This window comes from Luteitalea sp. TBR-22 (assembly GCF_016865485.1).
Taxonomy (GTDB): Bacteria; Acidobacteriota; Vicinamibacteria; order Vicinamibacterales; family Vicinamibacteraceae; genus Luteitalea.
Genome location: NZ_AP024452.1, coordinates 162,008 through 181,097, shown reverse-complemented (window position 1 = coordinate 181,097; position 19,090 = coordinate 162,008). Strand labels below are relative to the sequence as shown.

Below are 19,090 nucleotides of genomic sequence, written 5' to 3'. Positions count from 1 at the left end.
GCGACCCGTGGCTCCATGCCGCGTCATCGCGGGGCCCATCATGGCGCACGATCGTGGCGGGAGTGAGGCGGCTGCGAGCCGTGGGCGGTGGCGCGGCACGCGGACGTGACACACTGCATCGGGTGCCGCATGCACGGTCTCTCGACGACTGACGCAACGCAACGCCTGGAGCGCTTCGGGCCGAACGCCCTGCCGGAGACCGCGGGTCCACCGGTGTGGCTGCGGTTCGCTCGGCAGTTCGACAGCCCGCTCATCTTCATCCTGCTGTTCGCGCTCGCGTTCGACCTCGGCCTGTGGGCCTACGAAGGTCGGCATGGCTGGCCGGTCGAGGCCACGGCCATCGGTCTCATCCTCCTGTTCAACGCCGGCCTCGGCCTGTATCAGGAGCGACGATCGGAGGCGGCGCTGGCGCGCCTGAAGGCGCTATCGGCCGCGCAGGCCTGGGTGCTGCGCGACGGCACGCTGGTGCACCTGCCGACGCAGGCGATCGTGCCCGGCGACTGGGTGCGCCTCGAGGCAGGCGACCGCGTGTGCGCCGACGGCTCGCTGCGCGACGCGCACGGCGTGCTGCTCGACGAGTCCATCCTGACCGGTGAGTCGGTGCCGGTGGACCGCGGCACCGGTGACGAGGCCTTCAGCGGCACCCTGCTCGTGCGGGGCCGTTCCTTCCTGGAGGTGACGCGCACCGGCGCGGCGAGCGCCATGGGACGGCTGGCGACCATGCTCGGCGACATCGCTGCCACCCGCACGCCGCTCGAGCGGCGCGTCGACGCGTTGGGCCGGCGCATCGCCCACGCCGTGCTCGCCCTGGCCGCCGTGCTCGGCCTGCTCGGCGTGGCCGCCGAGGGACTCGCTCACGCCCCCCAGATGATCGTCTTCGCCGTGGCGCTCGCGGTGGCGGCGGTGCCCGAGGGCCTGCCGGCGGTGCTGACCGTGGCCCTGGCGCTGGGCGTCGAGCGGATGGCACGGCAGCGAGCGGTGGTACGCCGCCTGGCCGCGGTCGAGGCGCTCGGTTCGGTGACGGTGATCGCCACCGACAAGACCGGCACGCTGACCGAGAGCCGCATGGACGTGCACGCGCTCGACGCCGTCGACGCGCGACGCGCGCTGATGGCGATCGTGCTCGCCAACGAGGCCGACGCCGCGACGGGCGCCGGCGATCCCCTCGACCTCGGCCTGTTGCGGCATGCCGAGGCCCAGGGAGTCGACGTGACGTCACTGCGGCGCGAGCATCCGGTGGTGTCCGAGCGGCCCTTCGACAGCGCGTGGAAGTTCTCGCGCGTCACGGTGCGCGAGGGCGATCACCTGGCCAGCTACGTCAAGGGCGCGCCGGAGGTGCTGCTGGGTCGATGCGCCCTGTCCACCGGGAATCATGCGGCGTGGAGCGCCAGGGCCGACGCCTACGCCCACGAGGGCTTCCGTGTCGTCGCCGTCGCCTGGGGGCCGGGCGACGTCGAGTCGGACCTGTCCTGGCTCGGCCTGGTGACGTTCTGGGATCCGCCGCGCCCCGAGGTGCCCTCGGCGGTCGGCACCGCAATCGCGGCCGGCATCCGCGTCGTGATGATCACCGGCGACCATCCGTCCACCGCGCTGGCCGTCGCACGGCAGGTCGGCATCCCGGCCGGGTCCGCCCTCACCGGGGCGGAGCTCCTGGCACGAGCGGGCGGTGCGCAGGACCTGCCGGCCGACACCCATGTCTTCGCGCGCATCCGCCCGGAGCAGAAGCTGGAGCTCGTGGAGGCGCTGCAGGCGAGCGGGCACGTGGTCGCGATGACCGGCGACGGGGTCAACGACGCGCCGGCGCTGAAGCGCTCGGACGTCGGCGTGGCGATGGGGCAGCGCGGCTCCGACGTCAGCCGGGAGGTCGCCGACCTCGTGCTGCTCGACGACAACTTCGCCACCATCGTCGGCGCCATCGAGGAAGGGCGCGGCATCTACGAGAACATCCAGAAGTTCCTGCGCTTCCTGTTCTCGACCAACCTGTCCGAGGTGCTGCTGGTGACGGCGGGCGCGCTGATGGCGTTCGCATCGGGCATGCGCGACGCGGCCGGCGCGCTGGTGTTGCCGCTGACGGCGGCGCAGATCCTCTGGATCAACCTGCTGACCGACGGCCTGCCCGCCCTCGCGCTGGCGCTGGACCGCACCCCCGGCGTCATGCAGCAGGCGCCGCGGCCCGCCGATGCGCCCCTGCTCGATCGTGGCTCGGTGCGCTTCGTCGTCGCGGTGGGCACCATGAAGGCCTTGCTGGCGTTCTCGTGCCTGGTCGCCCTCCCCCGACTCGGCTACGGCACCGAGGTGACGCGGGCCGCCGCCTTCCACTTCATGGCGATCGGTCAGCTCCTGCTGACGTACCCAGCCAGGCACACGTCGCTGCGCCCGCTGCCCAACCCGTGGCTCCACGCCGCGGTGGCGGGCGGCGTGGCCGTCCAGGTGCTGGCCGCGTCCGTGCCGGTGGTGTCGACGATGCTGGGCGACGCCTCGCTGCCGCTGGAGCTGTGGGCGGCGGTCGGCGCTGGGGCGCTGGTGGCGTGGGCGCTGGCCGAGGCCATCGCGCGCGTCGTGTGGCGCGAGCCGCGCGCCGGCGGCGTGTAGATCCACGCGGCGCGGGCCGGCGCCCGGCCGGGTCCGTACCCGCCGCTGATGAGCACGCCTCCGTCGTCGAGTGGGGCCACCGCCGAGAACAGGCCGGTCAGGCTCGACGAGGCGGGCACCTCGGTGAAGGTTCGGGTTCGCGGGTCGAACAGCTCGGCGACCTCGCTCCCGCCAGCGATCAGCACTCGGCCGTCGCCCAGGACCGTGGAACTTCCGAGGTGCTTGTAGCGGGCCCGACGCATCGACGGGCCGGCCGCGAAGGTGCCGGTGGCGGGGTCGAACACCTCGGTCGAGGCGTACGCGCCCTCGCCGTCGCGCTCGTCCGATCCGCCCGTCACGAGCACGCGGTCATCGCCGAGCCGGACGGCATCGTGCTTGTGACGCCGCACCGTCATCATTCCCGTCGGGCTGAACGTGCGTGTCCGCGGGTCGAAGATCTCCGCCGTCCGGTGCAGCGTGAGATTGCGACGCGGCCCGTCGTGGCCGCCGACGACGAGCGCGCGGCCATCGGCGAGCAGGGCGACGGCGTGGCCCTCGCGCGGCACCGACATCGGCGCGACCGACGCGAACGTGCCCGAGGCAGGATCGAAGAGCTCGGCGCTCGCCAGGTAGGTCCAGTCACGGCCGAGGCCGCCGACCAGCAGCACCCGGCCGTCCTCGAGTCGCGTGGCCACGTGGTTGGCGCGTGCCGTGTGCAACGCGCCCACCGGCGTGAAGACGTTGCGGCGCGGATCGAAGATCTCGGCGCTGGCCAGCGTCTGTCCACCCTCACCGTAGCCGCCGGCGATCAGCACCCGACCATCGCGCAGGCGCGTGGCCGTGTGGCTGTGCCGCACCGCCTGCATGCGTGGACCGGCCACGAAGCGGCGACGACTCGGTTCGTAGAACTCGACGTCGGGCCGTGCGGCCCGATCGGTGAATCCCCCGACGACGAGCACCCGGCCATCGGCGAGGCTGGTGGTCGTGTGGGCCGCACGACTGGCCAGCATGGCGGCAGCCGCGCTGAGGGTGCCGCCCTGGGTGACGGGTTGGGTCGGCGCACCTCTCAGTACGGCGATCAGCGCCAGACCCACCGCCATCGGCTTCCACACCTCCATCGATCCTCCTCGTTCCCCGGGGACGTCCCGATGGTCAGGAAGGACGACAGGCGACGGCGTCCGTTAACGCACGGGCGAGGATGCGTCGCTCAGGACTCGATGCGGATGAGCTCGACGTCGAACACGAGCATGCCGGCAGGCGCTCCGGGGCGGCCACCGTAGGCGAGGTTCTCGGGGATCCAGAAGCGGCGCTTCTCGCCCTCGACCATCAGTTGCACGCCTTCGGTCCAGCCGGAGATCACCTGGTAGAGGCCGAAGGCAATCGGCTCGCCGCGGGCGACCGAGCTGTCGAACATCTTCCCGTCGGTCGTCCAGCCCGAGTAGTGGACCAGGACGCGGGATCGGGGGCCGGGATGGGTCGTGCCCGTGCCGGGCACGAGTTGGCGAGTGGCAAGGCCGCTCGGGGTGATGGTGGCGTCGGCGGGCGGCGCGGCGACATCGGAAGGCGCAGCAATCATGCGCACCACGGTACCATCGCGCCTCCGGAGCCGGACTTGCCCAGGCTCAGGCTCGACGTCGGCCGGCGATCGGTGATGCCCGCTGGACCGGCTGGAACACGCGACGGTACCGCGCCGGCGTCACGCCCGTCTTCCGCTTGAACAGCCGCCGGAAGAACGACGGATCCTCATAGCCGACGGCATATCCCACCTCGTCGGCGGGCTCGTCGGTCGTCTCGAGCCGCCGCTTGGCGGCCTCGATGCGGACGTTCTGCACGTAGTCGATGATCGCCATGCCGGTCGCCGCCTTGAAGCGACGCTTGAGGGTGCGCTCGGGCACGCGGGCGTGCGCCACGACGCCGGCGACCGCGCCGGGCTCGCACCCGTGCTGCGCGAGCCAGCGCTCGCACGTCCGAACCAGCGCATCCCCGTGGCTGCCGGCCCGCACCAGCGGCTCGTACGGAAGTTGGCCCTCGTCGTGCCACTTGAGGAGGTACACCTGCGCGATGCGCAGCGCCTCGCCGGGACTGGCGTGCCGCGCGATGATGTGCAGCGCCAGGTCGTGCCACGAGGTCGTCCCGCCGGCGGTCACGATCCGCCCCGTGGCGTCGGCAAAGCACAGGTTCGGCTCGGGATGGAACCGCACCTGCGGGTACTCGCGCCGGAACAGCTCCTGATAGCCCCAGTGCGAGGTCGCGTCGCGGCCGTCGAGCAGCCCCGTCTCGGCCAGCAGCACGGCGCCGGAGCAGGCCGAGTACAGGTGCGCGCCATCGGCATGACGCGCGCGCATCCAGTCACGCAACGCCGGGTAGCGCCCCTTCAGGTGCTCGTCGGGGCCCAGCCACAGCTCGGGCACGATGACCAGGTCGGCGCGGACGATCTCGTCGATCGCCGCGTGCGGCTCGACGGGAATCCCGTAACCGCACCTGAACGGATCTCGTGACGGGCTGACGATCCGCACGCGGAACGGCGGCGCGTCGGTCGGCGTCCGGGTCAGCGTGTGCCACACGCTGCCGGTGGCGCTGAGCACGTCCACCATGCCGTAGAGGGCCGACCCGGCGGTCTCCGGGATGGCGACGATCAGGGTCTCGAGCGGCGTCGACTGCGGCATCGCGGTGTCCTCGCGCGAAGTGGCACGAACGGCCTGTTTCTGGCACGGCGTCCTCTTACCGGCGGCCCGTGCGCCCGATATCGTCGCTCCATCGTCGCGGCGCCCCGGGCATCACGCCCGCGCCAGCGACGGGAAACGAGGAGTTCCATGGCCAGCACGATGTCCCCCGCCATCCCCCAGGTCGAACGCAACGGCCTCGACGTCGCCCGCATGACCGCCACGGTCGCTGCGCTCAAGGCCGACCCCGCGCTGGCGCAGTTCGAGTTCCGCGCCCGCAACCGCTGGGTGACCGGCGGCGAGAATCGGTCCACCATCCAGGACTTCCGCGGCGCCGGCGCCGAGGACACCTCGCGAACGGTGGCCTTCGAGTTCACCAACGGCGAGCCGCCGGTGCTGCTCGGGCGTAACGAGGGCGCCAACCCGGTGGAGTTCCTGCTGCACGCGCTCGCCGGGTGCGTGACCACCACGACGGTGCTCCACGCCACCGCACGAGGCATCGAGCTCGAGTCGATCCGGACGCGCCTCACCGGCACGATCGACCTGCAGGGCCTGCTGGCGCTCGCCGACGTCCCGGCGGGCTACGAGGGCATCCGCATCGAGATGGACGTGCGGGCCAAGAATGCCACGGAGGCCGAGCTGGACGAGCTCATCGGTTTCGCGAAAGCCCACTCGCCGGTGTGCAACACGGTGTGCCGTCCCGTGCCCGTCATCGTCGAACGGATGCGCCTGTGAGGCCCCCGCCGGGCGGCGCGAGCGAACGAGTCCGCTCGCCCGTCCGGCTTTCACTTCCCTGGGCTGACCTTGACCCGGGCCCGGGTCGCTCCTACGCTGTCGGCAGGCGCTCCCCGGCGCCTGCGGGTTCGCGCGAAGGGCCAAGCCCACGGTCGATGCAGTCCCCGAGGCCGGTCGTCCACAACCGTGCCCCCTGCTTGCGAACCGCAGGAGAAGGCATGGAGGTGGTACGTGCCGCGCCCGCTCCCCGATCGCCCGAATCTCGAACACCTCAAGCAGCAGGCCAAGTCGCTCCTCCGCGACGCAAGAGCCGGCGATGTCGAGGCGCTGCGGCGCTTCGCCATGCTGCCTGCGTTCGCCAGGCGGCCCCCTTCCTCCCCCGACGACCTCGCCCTGCACGACGCCCAGTCGGTCATCGCCCGCGAGCACGGCCTGGCGTCCTGGAGCGCCCTGCGCGAGGAGGTGCAGGCCCGCACGCTGACCTTCGCGGAGGCGGCTGATGCCTTCCTGCGCCTGGCCACCGGTGGCGCGGGCGCTCGCGCCGAGCGCCTGCTCGCGCTGCACCCGGCCATCGCGTCGTCCTCGGTCCACGCGGCGATCGTCCTCGGCGACGAAGCGCGCGTGCGTGCGGCGCTCGCCAGGGATCCGGGACTCGCGACGCGGAAGGGTGGCCCACGCGACTGGGAGCCGCTGCTGTACGCGTGCCAGACCACCCTGACTGCCGACCAGCCCGTACGGCAAGAAGGTTTGGTGGCCGTGGTGCGCGCGCTGTGTGCCGCGGGCGCGAACCCCGATGCGGAGTACCACTGGGACTGGCACCCGGAACTGCCCCGCACCGCGCTCTGGGGCGCGTGCTGCGTGGTCGGCTCGCTCCCGCTCGCCGAGGCGCTGCTGCAGGCGGGCGCGACCCCCACCGACGGGGTGACCGCCCACATCGCCGGCGGTGGCGGCAACGTCGCGGTCCTCGAGCTCCTGCTCCGCCATGGCCTCGACGTCGACGGCAGTCCACGCGCGGTGCCGCCGCTGCCCTACATGCTCACCTGGGCGACCGACCCCACCGGGCCGCGCTGGCTGCTCGAGCACGGCGCCGACCCGAACCTGACCGTGGGTGCCGAACAGGAGACGGCCCTGCATGTCGCGGCCCGGCGATGGGACGTCGCGATGGTCGACCTGCTGCTCGCCCACGGTGCCGACCCGCGTCGTCGACGTGCTGACGGGCGCACCGCATACGCCCTCGCGGCGCTCAACGGCCGCGGCGCGATCGCGGCGCGACTGGCGGCGCTCGGCGGTGGCGAGACGCTGTCGCCTCTCGACCGCTTCGTCGCGGCCTGCGCCAGCGGTGCCCGCGCCGAGGCCAGCGCCATGCTGGCGGCGCGGCCATCGCTGGCCAGCGAGTTGCTCCCCGAGCACCATCGACTGCTGCATCGCGCGGCAGAGGAGGACGACGTGCCGGCCCTCGAGGCGATGCTCGCGTGCGGCTTCGCCGTCGAGGCGCGCGATGGCGATGGCGTGACGCCCTTGCACCGTGCGGCGATGGCCGGACGCCGGGCGGCGACAGCCGTGCTGCTGACGGCGGGGGCCGACGTCCACGCCACCGACCCGACCTTCAACGCCACGCCGCTCCTCTGGGCCGCGGAGGGGCGGGATCACGCGGCTCCGGGAGCGGACCACGTCGCCGTGGCGCGCCTGCTCATCGAGGCCGGGTCGCCGGTCGACTGGCAGGCGCCCGACGGTGCGCCGCATCAGGAGCACACGCACGACGCGCTGCAGGCGCTGGCCAGGGAGGCCGCGCTCTCGTCCTGAACCGCGGCGTCACGCTGCGCCTGTCAGAAGCTTCCGGCCGGTTCGTCAGCGATCGCGGTACAACCGCAACGCGACCCGCTGCGGGTCGGCCGGATCGACGGCCACGGGCACCACGGCGCCGGGCTGGATGCGCGGGACGTCGAGGCGCCCGACCACACCGCGCGTCCTCGCCTCGTACGGTGCACGGCCCGCGGGCCGCACCTCGAGGTGGAAGGCGACGACGGGGTTGTCGTTGAGGGTCACGCCGGTGTCCTCGATGCCGAGGACGAGCGCCTCTGCCGACGTCCCGACCCGCCGGATGCGCTTGGCCTCGCCCTCACCGGAGAGCTTGTCGACGACGGCACAGCCGGCGAGCAGGGCGACCAGCAGGCACGGCAGCAGGCGGGATCGGTGGCGCACGAGCAGTCCTCGGCTGGATCAACGTCGTCCAGTCGAGGGACCGCACGAAGGACGAGGGGCAGCCGGGACGTGGACCGATGATTCGGCCTCGCCCCGCCGGTCCAGTGCAAGGTGCAGGACGTGCGCGCCGGGCCGTTGGCGGCAGGCGACGCACCAGCAAGGGAGACACGCATGGTTGCCAAGAACACGATCTGCCTCTGGTACGACAATGACGCCCTCGGCGCGGCGCAGTTCTACGCCGCGACGTTCCCCGACAGCGCCGTGACGGCGGTGTTCCGCGCCCCCACCGATTTCCCTGGCGGCAAGGCGGGGGACGTCCTGACGGTCAACTTCACGGTGCTCGGCATCCCGTGCATGGGCCTGAACGGGGGCCCTGCGTTCAAGCAATCGGAGGCGTTCAGCTTCCAGGTGGCCACCGACGACCAGGAAGAGACCGACCGTTACTGGAACGCGATCGTCGGCAACGGCGGCAAGGAGAGCGACTGCGGCTGGTGCAAGGACAAGTGGGGCCTGTCGTGGCAGATCACGCCGCGGACGCTGAGCGAGGCGCTCGCCGCGGGCGGCGACGAGGGCAAGCGGGCGTTCGCGGCCATGATGACGATGCAGAAGATCGACGTCGCCGCGATCGACGCTGCCCGGCGCGGCTGAGTGCCGACGGGCAGGTTCGCGCGCGACTCCCGACTCCGACTCCCGATTCCCGATTCCCGATTCCCGACTCCCGACTCCCGACTCCCGCTATAGTCCCTTGATGCCGCGCGCCTCACTGGTCAGCCGTCGCAGGTTCATGGACACGATGGTCGCCGCGCCAGCGGCGGCCGCCCTCACCGGCCGCGCCGAGGCCAGGCAGGACGCGGCCACGGCAGGCGCGGCGCCGCGCGACCTCCCGCGCGACCTTGCCCCGACTCGGGCGGACCTCGGCTCGAACTTCGAGCTGGTCGGCCGCCTCGACGCGTCGCCTGGCTATCCGGCCTCGTTCCTCTCCGGCCGGTTCTCGTCCATCGATGCCTTCGTGGCGAACGGCCGGCAGCTCGTGCTCGATGGCTACCACTACCGCCCGGCCGCCGTCGATCCGGCGCCGGAGGTCGTCGACAGGTACGAGGGGCCCGACTACGTGCGGGAGAAGGTGGTGTTCTCGACGACACCGGCCTTTCGTGTCCCGGCCTACGTGTTCATCCCGAAGGGACTCCGCGGACGCGCCCCGGCCATCGTCGACCTGCACTCCCATGGCGGCATGTTCCTGTTCGGCAAGGAGAAGGTGATCGACTTCGGCCGCAACCACCCGGCGATGGTGAAGTACCACGCCGACAACTACGAAAGCCGGCCGACCGCCACCGCGCTCGTGAAGCGCGGGTACGTCGTCATCACCATCGACGCGTTCATGTTCGGCGAGCGACGGGTGCTGATGGACGGCGACCTCGGCGCTGGCTGGGAGCGGTCCGCGTACACGCTCGACGACGTCACCCGCCTGAACCGGGTGTGCGCGGCCAGGGAGTCCACGCTCGCCAAGTCGCTGACCGTCCTCGGCACGAGCTGGCCGGCCATCGTCGCGTGGGACGACATGCGCACCGTCGACTACCTGGCGTCGCGGCCCGAGGTCGACGCGGCGCGGATCGGCTGCGTGGGGGTGTCGTTCGGCGGCTGGCGCTCGCTGTTCCTGGCCGCGCTCGACACGCGCATCGCGGCCGGCTGCGTCGTCGGCTTCATGTCGACGATTCGCTCGATGCTGCAGCGGCACGTCGACACGCACTCGTGGGTGCACTTCCCGCCGGGGCTCTACCGTCAGCTCGACTTGCCTGACGTGGCCACGTTGACGGCGCCGCGCCCCCTCCTCGTGCAGCAGTGCCGCCGCGACGGTCTCTACCCGCTCTCGGGCATGGAAGCCGCCGTGCGCGGCATCGAGGAGGTCTACCGGCGGGCGAACATCGCCGATCGCTTCACGGCCATGTGGTACGACGTGCCGCACGAGTTCAACAAGCGGATGCAGGACGACGCGTTCACGTGGCTGGACAGGCAGCTGCGCCCCTGAAGACCGTCAGCGGGGCGGCTCGCGTGGAGGCATCGGCCCTGGTCGGTGGGTGTAGGCGTCGGCCTTGGCCGACGCGAGCAACACTGACCGTCGTGCCAGCGCGACGGCTACACTCGCAAGCAGATGATCCGCCAATCACTCGACACGCTGAAGGTCGCCACGCGCACGCGGGGCTTCACGGACATCACGCGCGAGGTACAGGCGCGCGTCACGCAGGCCGGCATCCGGACGGGCCTGTGCACCCTGCACCTCCAGCACACCTCGGCGTCGCTCCTGATCCAGGAGAACGCCGATCCCGACGTGCGCCGCGACTTCGAGCGCTTCTTCGCGCGCCTGGTGCCTGACGGCGATCCGCTGTTCATCCACACGGCCGAGGGCGACGACGACATGCCGGCGCACGTCAGGACGGCGCTCACGACGGTCAACCTGAGCGTGCCCGTCGCCGACGGGCGCCTGTGCCTCGGCACCTGGCAGGGCATCTACCTGTGGGAACACCGGCGCGTGCCGCACAACAGGTCGGTCGTCGTCCATGTGATCGGCGACGAGCAGGGGTAGGGTGCGGTGTCCCCACCGCGCCGCTGTCTGCTACCATCGCGCCAGTTGTACGCGGGAGGCGACCGATGACGCAGTTCACTCGACGCGCGTTCCTGAAGACCGGCCTGGCGGCAGGCACGCTGGCCGTGACCGGCCCGGTCCCCGTCGCCGCGCGGCGCGGCAGCGCCACCGACATCGTCACGCTCGGGCGTTCCGGCGTGAAGGTGACGCGGCTGGCGTTCGGCACGGGCAGCTTCAGCGGCCGCGTCCAGCGCGAGCTCGGGCAGGACGGGTTCACGCGGCTGGTGCGCCACGCCTACGACAACGGCATCCGCTTCTTCGAGACGGCCGAGTCGTACGGCGAGATGCACCGGATGCTCGGCGTCGCCCTCAAGGGCATCCCGCGCGACACCTACCAGATCATGTCGAAGGTGACGACGCGCGACGGCGTCGATCCCCGGCAGAAGCTCGACGAGCTGCGCACGCTGGCCAACACCGAGTACTTCGACATCATGCTGCTGCACTGGCAGCACACGGCCACCTGGCCCACCGACAGCGCGCGCTGGCAGGACGGGATTCTCGAGGCGCAGTCACGCAAGGTCGTGCTCGGGCACGGCGCGTCCATGCACGGCCTGCCGGCGCTGCGGCGGGCGCCGGGCAACACGTTCCTCGACGTCGCGATGGTTCGCGTCAACCACACCGGCAAGAGCATGGATGCCGAGGACTACGCGACGTCCGGCCTCGGCAACGTGCCCGAGGTGGTGTCGCACGTGCACGCCGTCAAGGCCCAGCGGATGGGCGTCATCGGCATGAAGCTGGTGGGCGAGGGCGCCTTCGGCCGCGAGGACCGCCGAAAGGCGATGCGCTTCGCGTTCCGCGACGCGGGCGTCGACTGCGTGACGGTGGGCTACAAGAGCCCGGCCGAGATCGACGAAGCGATCGAGAACCTGAACGCCGCGCTCGCCTAGCCGCCACCGTGCCCGAGCGCCGGGGGCGCCGCATGCTACGCTCCGGACTCGTGGCTTGCGACGCCGGCGGCAGCGCCGCTCCCTTGCTGTGCATCGGTCATCCCGGCCATGAAGTCCGCGTGCACGGCTGGCTCACGGCCGCGCGGCCCCTGGTGTGCGTGCTGACCGACGGTTCGGGCCACCACGGGATCTCGCGCCTCGCCTCGACGTCGCGGCTGCTCGCCACCGTTGGGGCCGAGCCGGGTCCGGTGTTCGGCCGCTTTTCCGACCGCGCCCTCTACGCGACGCTGCGGCGGGGCGACGTCCAGGCCTGGGAGCGACTGGCCCGGGAGCTCGCCGAGCTGCTGGAACGCCGATCGATCAGGCTCGTGGTGGGCGACGCCGCGGAAGGATTCAACCCCGGTCACGACGTCTGCCGCTTCGTGATCGACGCAGCGGTCGCGCTGGCGGCCCGTCATGGGCATCACGTCGAGAGCCTGGAGTTCGCGCTGGAGGCGGCGCCAGGGGGGGGCACAGGGCCGCTCGGGCGGCGGCTGATCCTCGACGACGAGGCGCTGGACCTGAAGATTGCCGCAGCACGCGCGTACGTCCAGTTGCGCCCGGACGTGGACAGGGCGCTCGAGCGGTTCGGCCGGGAAGCCTTCCGGGAAGAATGGCTCGGGCCGCCTTCCACGGCACGGGTGGTGGCCGAGTGTGACGGCGCGGCACCCGGCTACGAGCGGCACGGGAGCGACCGCGTGGCCAGCGGGCTCTACGACGAACCCCTCACCTGGCGCGCGCATGTTCGCCCGGTGTGGGAACACCTCGCGGCACTGGTGCCGGAGATCACCACGTGCGCGTGCTCCTGACCGCCGCCTCGCTCGACGCCCGGACAGGCGCCGAGCTCTACGTGTACGACGTCGCCACGGGACTGCTGGCGCGCGGTCATCGACCGGTGGCGTTCGCACCGCAGCTCGGCCACGTCGCCGAGCACCTGCGCGATGCGACCGTGCCGGTGGCCCGGAGCCTCGACGACCTCGGCGAGCCGCCCGACCTGATCCACGGCCAGGACAACCACGTGTTCCTCACGGCGCTCCTCCGCTTCCCTGGCGTACCGGGAGTTCGCGTCTGCCACGGCTGGGAGGACGAGCGGCCGACGCGCTTCCCTCGCATCCGCCGCTACGTGGCTGTGGACGACACCGTGCGCGATCGCATGACCGGCGAGTGGGGTCTCCCGGCGACCGCCGTGTCGACGGTGCGCAACTTCGCCGACCTGCGCCGCTTCGTGCCAAGGGCTCCCCTTCCATCGTCACCCTCGCGCGCCCTCCTCTTCAGCAACTACGCGGCCGCACACGCCGCCGTCGTTCGCCAGGCGTGCCTGGGCGCGGGCCTGCCGCTCGACGTGGCCGGTTCGAGCGTCGGCGTGGCTGCCGACCACCCGGAAGCGCTGCTCGGCCAGTACGACGTCGTCTTTGCCAAGGGTCGCTGCGCCATCGAGGCGATGGCCGTCGGAGCGGCCGTGATCCTGTGCGACGCCAGCGGCGCCGGGCCGATGGTCACCACCACGAACATCGCCGACCTGCACCGCGTCAACTTCGGCTTGCGGGCACTGTCGTCGCCACTGTCGCCGGCCGTGCTCGCCCAGGAGCTGGCGCGATACGACGCGGGCGACGCCGCGCGGGTCAGCGCGCACGTCCGGGCCGTGGCGTCGATGGACGACGCAGTGGACCGGCTGGTCGAGGTGTACGAGCAGGCATGGCACGACCAGGCGGCCTCACCCGCGCCGGCCGATGACGACCTGAGAGCTGCGGCAGCCTACCTGACGTCGCTCGGCCCGCGGTTGTCCTGGACGCAGTCCACCCGGGCCATCACCTACCAGATGCTGCGACGGGCCTACTTCCGCCTCCAGCGCGTCCCCGTCGCCCGTCGGCTGCTCGCCGGACGACGGGGCGCCCAGCGGCTGCAGCGCCGGTTGCGCCCCTGAGCCGCCCTCAGCCCTCGCGGCCGACGCCTAGCGCGTCGGCGACGCGGTTGATGTAGTTGAACCACGAGGCGATCAGCGTGATCTGCAGGATCCCGCGGTCGTCGAACCCCACCGCGCGCAGCCGGTCGTGGAAGGCCGGCGAGATCCGTGTCGCATCACGCGTGATCTGCTCGACGTACTCGAGCATCACGCGATCCTGATCGGACAGCGGCACCGACCTGAAGTCCCGCTTCAGTGCCTCGACGAACTCGTCGTCCAGCGTCACCCTACGCAGAAACTCTGCGTGCGACTCCAGTCAATACTGGCACCGGTTGGTGGCCGAGACGACGGTGGTGATCATCTCGTGCTGCCGGCGGCTCAGCGGCAGGTCGGGCGACATCAGCGCGCCGAATGCCGAGAACGCGTGGTACAGCACGTCGGGGAACAGCGAGTGCGACGCGACGATCCCCTCGGTCTGCGCGTGGTGCGGGTGCGTGGGCGTGGCGTACTCGATGGGATAGAGGTGCCGCTGCGCATCGCGCGCCCGCTGCAGGGCCTCGTCGTCGTCGAACGGCACCACCTTGATCCAGGTCATGGAAGCAACTCCTCGAGAAACGGCGCGGCGTCCCTGCGCCCGCGCCTGCGCCCGCCGGCGGCAACCGCGGCACGTGTCTCCCGCGCATCATGGCAGGTTCGATGGACGCACAGGATGCACTGCATCAGCCCGAAGCGGGAAGTGGTCGATCCACTAGCCGGGTGATTGAAACGCAGTATGGCGACCTGGCGCAGCACGTGAACGGCGGGTCGACCCTATGCTTGTGCACCTGCCATGAACGACTCCATCTCGCGCCAGGTGCGCGCGCCGTGGCGCACGTGTGCCGTCCTCGGTCTGGGCGGCCTCTTTGCCGGCGTCACCGGCCCACTGCTCAGCACTTTCGTGCCCGTCGTGGTGCGCGCCACGCTGGGTGACGCGCGCACGCTGATTGGCCTGGTGATGGCAATCGACAACGTGCTGCTCCTGCTGCTGGTGCCGTGGGCCGGCGCGTGGTCGGACCGCGCCGTCGCGCACGGGGCACGACGCACGACGTTGATCGTCGCAGGCTTCCTCCTCGCGGCACTGGGCATGGCCCTGTTCCCATGGGCCGGACGAGGCGGGCTCGTCGGCGTCATCGCAGCCATGGTCGTGCTCTACGCAGGCATCAACATCCAGCGATCGCCGTTGCAGGCGCTGTTGGCCGACGCGGTGCCCTCCCGCTACCGCTCGCTGGCGACCGGGTCGGTGACGTTCCAGATGTGCGTCGGGGCCATCGCGTTCCTGATGCTCGGTCGTGCGCTCGGCATGCACGCCGCCTTCCTCGCGGCGGCTGCCACCGTCGTCGGCATCGCGGCCGCGCTGCGTGCGTGGGTGGTGGAGCCCGCCGCACCGAGCACACCGGCGATCGAGGCGACGGGCCGCTCGCTGTTGGTCCTGGCGCGCGACGTGCTGGTCGGATCGACCCCTGGCCTGCGCCCCGTGTTCGTCGCGTCGCTACTGCTGCAGCTCACCTTCCAGACGTTCACGACATGGTTCGCGCTGCACGGCACGGAGCGCTTCGGCGTGTCGCCCGGCGACGTGACGATCGGCTTCATCGCCTGGGCCATCGGCGGGGTGATCGGCGCCCTGCCCGCAGGCCTGCTCGGCGTGCGGCTCGGGCGTCGCGCGACGATGCTGGCGGGCTTGACCGTGATGGCGCTGGCGCTCGTCGCGCTCGATCGCGTGACGACGCTCGGGCAGGCGGTGCCGCTGCTGATGCTGACGTCGGCCGCGTGGACGCTGCCGATGGTCAACGCGTACCCGATGTTCGTCGAGCCGATCGGCCGCGGGCAGCGGGGCAGCCTGTCGGCCGTGTTCCTCCTGAGCATGGCGCTCGGCGGCGCCATCGGCGATCCGCTCAACGGACGGGTGTTCGATCTGGCCGGTAGCTACCGCTGGCTGTTCCTGGTGATGGCCGCCTATGCGGCGCTCGCCGCAGTGGCCGTGTGGCTGGTGCCGCGCGGATGCGGTGAGGCGGGCGCTTCCGGCTCGTGACCGAGGGGAGGACGGTAGGCGACGGTGAACGCTGATCCGTCGTTGGCCAACCACGGACGGGTTATGCTCTGCGCATCGTGACAGCATCCTCTTGCGCTTTCAGGCGCGGCGCTGGCCGCCTGCCTGCGTTCGTGCTCGCCGCATACGCCCTGACAGCCGGCTGCGGTGGCCCCGACGAAGGGCAGCCAGCCGCCGCCGCGAAGCCCTCGCCGACGACAGCGCTCGCCGACGACTACCTTCGCTCCATGGCTCGCGCGTTCCCTGAGTCGGCCACCCAGATGGACCTGCCGGGCGCCGATCACGGCGCCCTGCGCGACAACACCGAGGCCGGCTTCGCGCGATGGGATGCCGAGGCGGACCGGTTGCTCGCGGCGGTGCGCGCGGTGAAGGTCGGCCCGGCCGACGCCGATCGCGTGCTGCACGGCGTGCTGCTCGACGAACTCGAGCGCGACGCCGCCATGCGCGTGTGTCGGCTCGAGCTGTGGGGCGTCTTCTCCTACGTCAACGGCTGGCAGGCCTCGCTCACCGACCTGGCGCGCATCCAGCCGGTCGGCACCGACGCGCTCCGCGAGGCCGCGCTCCGGCGGGCACGCGCCGTTCCCGGGTACATCGACAACGAGATCGTCCTGCTGCGCCGCGGACTCGCGGCCGGCTACTCGTCGCCCAGGGTCATCGTCGAGGAAGTGATCGCCCAGCTCGATGGCCTGCTGGCCGGCGACCCCGCGCGTTCGCCCTTTGCCGCGCCGACCCAACGCGACACGACCGCGGCGTTCGTCGGGGCATTCACGGGGGTCGTTCGCGACGCGATCAACCCGGCGATTGGCCGGTACCGCGACTTCCTGAAACGTGAGTACCTGCCGGCAGCCCGGGAAGCCATCGGGGTGTCAGCCAATCCGGAAGGTCGCGCCTGCTACGACGCCGCTCTCCGTCAGTTCGCGACCGTCGCGATTCCGGCCGACGAGGTGTACGAGATCGGCTGGCGTGAGCTCAGGCGGCTCGACGAGGAGATGCGCCCGCTCGCGAAGGCGCTGACCGGCCAGGACGACGTGGCGCGAGCGATGCGGATGGTGACGACCGAGCCGCGATTCACGTTCAGGAGCGCCGACGAGATCATCGCCACCGCGCAGGCGGCACAGGATCGGGCGCGCGCCGCGATGCCGCGCGCCTTCGGCCTGCGCACCGACGTCGCCGTGCAGATCCAGCCGTACCCGGAGTTCCGCGCCCGGGCCGGCGCCCCCGGCCAGTACCAGCCGCCGTCGATGGATGGCCGTCGGCCGCCCATTCATCTGGTCAACACCTGGGATCCGACGCACAAGAGCCGGACGGGCATCGAGAGCACCACCTTCCACGAGACGTGGCCGGGCCACCATCAGCAGGCGATGGTGTCGCGCGAGGCGCGCAACCAGCATCGCCCCCTGCGGCTGCTCTACAACTCCGGCTTCGGCGAGGGCTATGCGCTCTACGCAGAGCGCGTGGCCGACGAACTCGGCCTCTACTCCGGCGACATCGACCGGTGGGGCTACCTGGCCAGCCAGAAGTTCCGCGCCGCGCGCATGGTGATCGACGCGGGCATCCACACGCGCGGCATGCGCTACGACGAGGCAATCGCGCTGCTCACCGAGCACGGCACGCTCTCGCCGACCGAGGTGCGTGGCGAGATCAACCGGTACATCTCGTGGCCGGGGCAGGCGCCGTCGTACATGATCGGCAACCTCGAGATCCTGCGCCTGCGCGAGCAGGCACGGAGCAGGCTCGGCGCCCGGTTCGACATCAAGGCCTTCCACGATCAGGTGCTCGGCCACGGCACCGTCACGCTGGCGCTCCTGCGCGCGCTGGTCAGCGAGTGGTCAGGTCGCTGAGCGACGGTCCGCGGAGCGCTTCTCCAGGTCGGCGCGATCGAACAGGGCATTGCACTCCCGTTCGAGCACCCCGCCGATGACGGTGCAGGGCCATCCGGGACTTCGACGCGCCACTTCGTCGGCGAGGATGTCGATCTGTCGCCAGCCGTGCTGCTGCAGGTGGCGGATCGACGTGCCGTAGACGACCGCGCCGATGCCACTCCACAGGATGGCCCCCATGCACATCGGGCACGGCTCGGCCGTCGTGTAGAGCACGAGGTCGGGGCCGCGGTCGCCCCAGCCGTCGGCGGCGAGGCGATTGATCGCGTCGATTTCGCCGTGCCACGTCGGGTTGGTGCCCGACCGGTTCCAGCCCTCGGCCACGACGTCGCCGGTCGCGGCGCGCACGATCACCGCGCCGAACGGCAGTGCCGGGCAGTTGGCCGTCAGCGCGATGGCGCGTCGCATGAAGTGCTCGTGATCGGGGCAAGGCGCCGTGGGGTCGGGGTGGGCCGCAACCTGGGTCATGCACGGTAGGACGCGGGAACCGGACACACGGGCCGCCCGGTGGCGGGGCGGCCCGCAGGGTGTGTCGGGGCGTGAGCGTGCCCTTCCAGCGCTGAGCAGTGATCGCCAGCCCTTGCTTTTGCCGTCGAGCCGGCGCCCGGGCAGGAGTCGGTGCCCGGCGCGAGATAATGGCGGGCCATGCGCGCTGCCGTGCTGTTGGTGACGCTTGCACTGCTTGCCGGCGGGAGGCCAGCGACGACCGTACCTGACCTGTCGAGCTTCTTCGACGGCCTCGATGCAACCTTCGTCCTGCTCGATGGCGCGACGGGGGCGTACACGCGTCACGCGCCCGCGCGTGCCGCGCGGCGCTTCGCTCCGTGCTCGACGTTCAAGGTGCCGCACACCGCGATGTTGCTGGAATCGGGCATCGTGCCGGCGACGACCGGGCATGCCCTCGAGTACGACCCGTCCCTGAAGCAGCCTGAGCAATGGGCCCGCGACTTCGACCTCGCGGGCGCGTTCAAGGCGTCGGCCCTCTGGTACTACCGCGCACAGGCGCGGCGGCTCGGGATGGACGCGGAAGCGCAGTACGTGCGGCGGCTCGGCTACGGCAACATGGTCACCACCGGCGGCCTCGACGGACCGAACGGTCCCTTCTGGGTGGACGGTTCCCTGCGCATCTCGGCCGACGAACAGGTGGCATTCCTTCATCGCCTGCACGAGGGGCGACTCGGGCTGTCACCGCGCACCACAGCGCTGACGCGCGAGGTCATGCTGGTCGAGGAGCCCCCCCGCTGGAAGCTCTTCGCCAAGACCGGCGCGTGCCGTCCTCAGGGCGAGCAGACCTCGAACTGGTACGTGGGCTTCGTCGAGAAGCGGACGACCACCTGGTACTTCGCGCTCCAGATGGGCGCCGACGACTACGGGCGGGCGTTCACCGAGCGTGTGCCGACGACCCGCCGCGTCCTCACGGCGCTTGGCGTGCTGGACTGATCCCCGGCGGCACGAGGGTGCGAGGACCGTGACGCCAGGCGGT

The 19,090-nt window shown here is 71.7% G+C and carries 18 protein-coding genes and 2 pseudogenes; 13 read left to right on the top strand and 7 right to left on the bottom strand.

The window, feature by feature from the left end; all coding sequences use genetic code 11:
- Positions 1–129 precede the first annotated feature (129 nt).
- Complete coding sequence (locus tag TBR22_RS00750; protein WP_239491036.1) at positions 130–2,592, top strand: HAD-IC family P-type ATPase; 2,463 nt, start codon at positions 130–132, stop codon at positions 2,590–2,592.
- A gap of 416 nt (positions 2,593–3,008) precedes the next feature.
- Here the strand turns inward: TBR22_RS00750 and TBR22_RS00745 are convergent.
- From TBR22_RS00745 to TBR22_RS00735, 3 genes and pseudogenes are all read right to left on the bottom strand, one after another.
- Positions 3,009–3,437: pseudogene (locus TBR22_RS00745) on the bottom strand (Kelch repeat-containing protein); the annotation flags it as partial.
- Between the two features lie 341 nt (positions 3,438–3,778).
- A complete protein-coding gene (locus TBR22_RS00740) occupies positions 3,779–4,147 on the bottom strand; it encodes an FKBP-type peptidyl-prolyl cis-trans isomerase (RefSeq protein WP_239491035.1) in 369 nt (122 codons plus the stop codon).
- A 46-nt stretch (positions 4,148–4,193) separates the two neighbouring features.
- The gene (locus TBR22_RS00735) at positions 4,194–5,237 is read right to left on the bottom strand and encodes a GlxA family transcriptional regulator (protein WP_239491034.1); all 1,044 of its coding nucleotides are present in this window, start codon (positions 5,235–5,237) and stop codon (positions 4,194–4,196) included.
- A gap of 147 nt (positions 5,238–5,384) precedes the next feature.
- Between TBR22_RS00735 and TBR22_RS00730 the strand changes: the two genes are divergently transcribed.
- The 3 genes and pseudogenes from TBR22_RS00730 to TBR22_RS26855 all read left to right on the top strand — a co-directional run bounded on the left by TBR22_RS00730 (position 5,385) and on the right by TBR22_RS26855 (position 7,772).
- On the top strand, positions 5,385–5,969 hold the full coding sequence (locus tag TBR22_RS00730; RefSeq protein ID WP_239491033.1) for an OsmC family protein: 585 nt from the start codon (positions 5,385–5,387) through the stop codon (positions 5,967–5,969).
- Positions 5,970–6,311: 342 nt separating this feature from the next.
- Positions 6,312–7,187, top strand: a pseudogene (locus tag TBR22_RS26860) (ankyrin repeat domain-containing protein); the annotation flags it as partial.
- 144 nt (positions 7,188–7,331) lie between these two features.
- Positions 7,332–7,772, top strand: a complete 441-nt coding sequence (locus TBR22_RS26855) for an ankyrin repeat domain-containing protein (protein WP_370651560.1) — start codon at positions 7,332–7,334, stop codon at positions 7,770–7,772.
- Positions 7,773–7,817: 45 nt separating this feature from the next.
- Here the strand turns inward: TBR22_RS26855 and TBR22_RS00720 are convergent, their stop codons facing one another.
- Positions 7,818–8,171 carry a DUF3592 domain-containing protein gene (locus tag TBR22_RS00720; protein WP_239491031.1) on the bottom strand — a complete coding sequence of 118 codons (354 nt, stop codon included), beginning with the start codon at positions 8,169–8,171 and terminating at the stop codon, positions 7,818–7,820.
- Between the two features lie 171 nt (positions 8,172–8,342).
- Between TBR22_RS00720 and TBR22_RS00715 the strand changes: the two genes are divergently transcribed.
- The 6 genes from TBR22_RS00715 (at position 8,343) to TBR22_RS00690 (ending at position 13,662) form a co-directional block, all read left to right on the top strand.
- The gene (locus TBR22_RS00715) at positions 8,343–8,819 is read left to right on the top strand and encodes a VOC family protein (RefSeq protein ID WP_239491030.1); all 477 of its coding nucleotides are present in this window, start codon (positions 8,343–8,345) and stop codon (positions 8,817–8,819) included.
- A 100-nt stretch (positions 8,820–8,919) separates the two neighbouring features.
- Entirely contained in the window at positions 8,920–10,197 is a 1,278-nt protein-coding gene (locus tag TBR22_RS00710; RefSeq protein WP_239491029.1) for a dienelactone hydrolase family protein, read from the top strand.
- 123 nt (positions 10,198–10,320) lie between these two features.
- Entirely contained in the window at positions 10,321–10,752 is a 432-nt protein-coding gene (locus TBR22_RS00705) for a secondary thiamine-phosphate synthase enzyme YjbQ (RefSeq protein ID WP_239491028.1), read from the top strand.
- A 65-nt stretch (positions 10,753–10,817) separates the two neighbouring features.
- A complete protein-coding gene (locus tag TBR22_RS00700; RefSeq protein ID WP_239491027.1) occupies positions 10,818–11,699 on the top strand; it encodes an aldo/keto reductase in 882 nt (293 codons plus the stop codon).
- A 119-nt stretch (positions 11,700–11,818) separates the two neighbouring features.
- Positions 11,819–12,547, top strand: coding sequence for a hypothetical protein (locus TBR22_RS00695; RefSeq protein WP_239491026.1), 729 nt, complete (start codon positions 11,819–11,821; stop codon positions 12,545–12,547).
- Complete coding sequence (locus TBR22_RS00690) at positions 12,532–13,662, top strand: glycosyltransferase (RefSeq protein ID WP_239491025.1); 1,131 nt, start codon at positions 12,532–12,534, stop codon at positions 13,660–13,662. Before TBR22_RS00695 ends, TBR22_RS00690 begins: the two co-directional genes overlap by 16 nt.
- A gap of 7 nt (positions 13,663–13,669) precedes the next feature.
- Here TBR22_RS00690 and TBR22_RS00685 read toward each other — a convergent pair whose 3' ends face one another.
- Positions 13,670–13,927 carry a carboxymuconolactone decarboxylase family protein gene (locus tag TBR22_RS00685; protein ID WP_239491024.1) on the bottom strand — a complete coding sequence of 86 codons (258 nt, stop codon included), beginning with the start codon at positions 13,925–13,927 and terminating at the stop codon, positions 13,670–13,672.
- Between the two features lie 30 nt (positions 13,928–13,957).
- Positions 13,958–14,236, bottom strand: a complete 279-nt coding sequence (locus tag TBR22_RS00680; RefSeq protein WP_239491023.1) for a hypothetical protein — start codon at positions 14,234–14,236, stop codon at positions 13,958–13,960.
- Positions 14,237–14,470: 234 nt separating this feature from the next.
- On the opposite strand from TBR22_RS00680, the gene TBR22_RS00675 reads away from it, so the two are divergent.
- Both TBR22_RS00675 and TBR22_RS00670 read left to right on the top strand, forming a co-directional pair.
- Positions 14,471–15,709 carry an MFS transporter gene (locus tag TBR22_RS00675; RefSeq protein WP_239491022.1) on the top strand — a complete coding sequence of 413 codons (1,239 nt, stop codon included), beginning with the start codon at positions 14,471–14,473 and terminating at the stop codon, positions 15,707–15,709.
- A gap of 245 nt (positions 15,710–15,954) precedes the next feature.
- On the top strand, positions 15,955–17,568 hold the full coding sequence (locus TBR22_RS00670) for a DUF885 family protein (RefSeq protein WP_239491021.1): 1,614 nt from the start codon (positions 15,955–15,957) through the stop codon (positions 17,566–17,568).
- Here the strand turns inward: TBR22_RS00670 and TBR22_RS00665 are convergent.
- A complete protein-coding gene (locus TBR22_RS00665; protein WP_239491020.1) occupies positions 17,557–18,015 on the bottom strand; it encodes a nucleoside deaminase in 459 nt (152 codons plus the stop codon). The two genes, TBR22_RS00670 and TBR22_RS00665, sit on opposite strands and share 12 nt — an antisense overlap.
- A gap of 237 nt (positions 18,016–18,252) precedes the next feature.
- Here TBR22_RS00665 and TBR22_RS00660 point away from each other — a divergent pair, with 237 nt between their 5' ends.
- Complete coding sequence (locus TBR22_RS00660) at positions 18,253–19,047, top strand: penicillin-binding transpeptidase domain-containing protein (protein ID WP_239491019.1); 795 nt, start codon at positions 18,253–18,255, stop codon at positions 19,045–19,047.
- Positions 19,048–19,090 lie beyond the last annotated feature (43 nt).

Coding starts and splice junctions, on each gene's coding strand:
- TBR22_RS00710 (WP_239491029.1), top strand. CDS start 8,920: ATGCCGCGCGCCTCACTGGTCAGCCGTCGCAGGTTCATGGACACGATG.
- TBR22_RS26855 (WP_370651560.1), top strand. CDS start 7,332: ATGCTGGCGGCGCGGCCATCGCTGGCCAGCGAGTTGCTCCCCGAGCAC.
- TBR22_RS00660 (WP_239491019.1), top strand. CDS start 18,253: ATGCGCGCTGCCGTGCTGTTGGTGACGCTTGCACTGCTTGCCGGCGGG.
- TBR22_RS00705 (WP_239491028.1), top strand. CDS start 10,321: ATGATCCGCCAATCACTCGACACGCTGAAGGTCGCCACGCGCACGCGG.
- TBR22_RS00735 (WP_239491034.1), bottom strand. CDS start 5,237: ATGCCGCAGTCGACGCCGCTCGAGACCCTGATCGTCGCCATCCCGGAG.
- TBR22_RS00740 (WP_239491035.1), bottom strand. CDS start 4,147: ATGATTGCTGCGCCTTCCGATGTCGCCGCGCCGCCCGCCGACGCCACC.
- TBR22_RS00680 (WP_239491023.1), bottom strand. CDS start 14,236: ATGACCTGGATCAAGGTGGTGCCGTTCGACGACGACGAGGCCCTGCAG.
- TBR22_RS00730 (WP_239491033.1), top strand. CDS start 5,385: ATGGCCAGCACGATGTCCCCCGCCATCCCCCAGGTCGAACGCAACGGC.
- TBR22_RS00670 (WP_239491021.1), top strand. CDS start 15,955: ATGGCTCGCGCGTTCCCTGAGTCGGCCACCCAGATGGACCTGCCGGGC.
- TBR22_RS00750 (WP_239491036.1), top strand. CDS start 130: ATGCACGGTCTCTCGACGACTGACGCAACGCAACGCCTGGAGCGCTTC.
- TBR22_RS00715 (WP_239491030.1), top strand. CDS start 8,343: ATGGTTGCCAAGAACACGATCTGCCTCTGGTACGACAATGACGCCCTC.
- TBR22_RS00665 (WP_239491020.1), bottom strand. CDS start 18,015: ATGCGACGCGCCATCGCGCTGACGGCCAACTGCCCGGCACTGCCGTTC.
- TBR22_RS00700 (WP_239491027.1), top strand. CDS start 10,818: ATGACGCAGTTCACTCGACGCGCGTTCCTGAAGACCGGCCTGGCGGCA.
- TBR22_RS00675 (WP_239491022.1), top strand. CDS start 14,471: ATGAACGACTCCATCTCGCGCCAGGTGCGCGCGCCGTGGCGCACGTGT.